Origin of the sequence: 'Camptotheca acuminata' phytoplasma (assembly GCF_041276565.1) — a bacterium.
GTDB lineage: Bacteria > Bacillota_I > Bacilli_A > Acholeplasmatales > Acholeplasmataceae > Phytoplasma.
In genome coordinates this window covers 1-1,899 of sequence record NZ_JBGGGR010000033.1, presented here as the reverse complement: position 1 = coordinate 1,899, position 1,899 = coordinate 1, and the positions used below count along the sequence as shown (strand labels likewise).

Genomic DNA, 1,899 nt, shown 5'->3' with positions numbered 1-1,899 from the left:
AATCTTGGTCAAAAAGAAGAATGGAAAGTGGAGGGCGTGTGCCGATTATACGGACCTCAACAAAGCATGTCCTAAGGACATCTTTCCTATCCCCCGGATTGATCAATTGGTGAACGCCACTACAGGACCCCAACTGATGAGTTTCATGGATGCCTATTCAGCATATAACCATATAAAATGTTTGGTCCCGACCAAGAAAAGATAGCCTTCATCTCTGAAAGGGGAATATATTGTTACAGAATGATGACCTTTGGGCTGAAAAATGCAGGGGCTACCTATCAAAGGCTTATATGAATGCCATGTTCAGTAAATAGATAGGAAAGACCATAGAGGTTTATATTGACGACATGCTGGTAAAGAGAGTTGAGAGGAAAAACCATATAGTACACCTTGAAGAGACCTTCCAAATCCTGAATAAGTACGGGATGGAGCTCAACTCGACCTAGTGCACGTTTGGAGTTTGCAGAGGGAAATTTTTTGGGATTCATAGTATCCCAAAGAGGAATTGAGGAGGATCCAGGCCAAATAAGAGCCATACTAGAGATGAAAGCTCCTGTCACCAAGAAGGAAATTTAGAGTTTGAATGGGCAAACAGCAACATTAAACAGGTTTATTTTGAAGTCAACTGACCAATGCGTACCGTTCTTCAAAGCCTTAAAAGGAAGGAACAAGGTTGAGTGGGATGAGGAATGTGAACAAGCTTTCCAAGCATTAAAGAAATATTTAGCTTCCCCCGAAGTTTTGACTAACTAAAGGTGGGGGAGACATTTTTCCTTTACCTAGCTATATCGCCAAATGCTGTGAGTTCAGAACTGGTTAGAAAAGAAGGACGGGTTCAGAAGTCAGTGTTTTATACAAGTAAGGTCCTTTTGGATACGGAGATGCAGTATTCAGACAAGGAAAAAATTAGCCTTGGCCTTGGTGGTTTCAGCTAGGAAACTCAGGCCCTACTTGCATGAGCACCCTATAGTCATTCCTACTTCATACCTCTTGAGAAACGGTACTCCATCATCCTGACCTATCAAGAAGGCTTACACAATGGGCCATAGAGCTCGGGGAATCCGACATATCATACGTCCCAAGGACGTTGATTAAAGCATAGGCTTTGGCCGATTTTATAGCCGAATTTACCACTCAAGTAAGAGAAGAAATGCGAAAAACACTTGATCAAGGGTACTGGATTTTATACACAAATGGTGCCTCCACCAATTCCGGGTCCGTCTTGGTAAATCAAAACGAGATCAAAATCAGGAAAGCAACTACCCTGAAATTTAATGCATCAAACAATGAAATGGAGTATGAAGCTTTGATCTCATGACTTTGTACAGCACTGAAATACGGATCAGCTATGCTAAGGGCATGCTCGGATTCCGAGCTAATAGTAAGCCAGGTCAAAGGAGTGTATGCAGTAAAAGATGACTGAATGCAAAAATACTATGACTTGGTGATGACTTATATGAAGGTGCTGAAAGAACTTTCAATAGAGAAAATCTTGAGAGAAGAGAATGCAGAGGCTGATGAGTTAGCCACCCTTGATGCTAATAATAAAGGGGATGAGAATACTCATGAAATAGGGATTTACCAGTACCCGAGCATAGACGAAGGATACCTTGGCCTCTATTGAAGCAACCGAAGGTTGGAGGGAGCCAGTAAGGCTATTTTTGCAGAACGGTACCCTCCCTACTGAATAGAAAAAGGTGAGAAGCCTCTGAATTAAAGCAGCTTGATACATGATTTTAGATTATAAACTTTACCAAAGATCATTCTCAAAGCCGTTGCTATTATCCTTGGGCCCAGAAGAGGCAGATTATGTAATCAGGGAAATACATAAAGGAATTTATGGAAACCACAATGGAGGTAGAATGGTAGCCCATTTAGCTCTCACTCAGGCATGCGAGA

2 protein-coding genes are annotated in these 1,899 nt (G+C 41.7%); both read left to right on the top strand.

The window, feature by feature from the left end:
- Nucleotides 1-579 precede the first annotated feature (579 nt).
- Entirely contained in the window at nucleotides 580-753 is a 174-nt protein-coding gene (locus AB6A63_RS02020; protein ID WP_370431023.1) for a hypothetical protein, read from the top strand.
- A gap of 670 nt (nucleotides 754-1,423) precedes the next feature.
- Nucleotides 1,424-1,624: a hypothetical protein gene (locus tag AB6A63_RS02015; protein WP_370431022.1), complete on the top strand. Its 201-nt coding sequence runs from the start codon at nucleotides 1,424-1,426 to the stop codon at nucleotides 1,622-1,624.
- Nucleotides 1,625-1,899: the final 275 nt, after the last annotated feature.

What these genes read in the sequence shown, in the direction of transcription:
- AB6A63_RS02015 (WP_370431022.1), top strand. Translation starts at nt 1,424, where the DNA reads ATGCAAAAATACTATGACTTGGTGATGACTTATATGAAGGTGCTGAAA.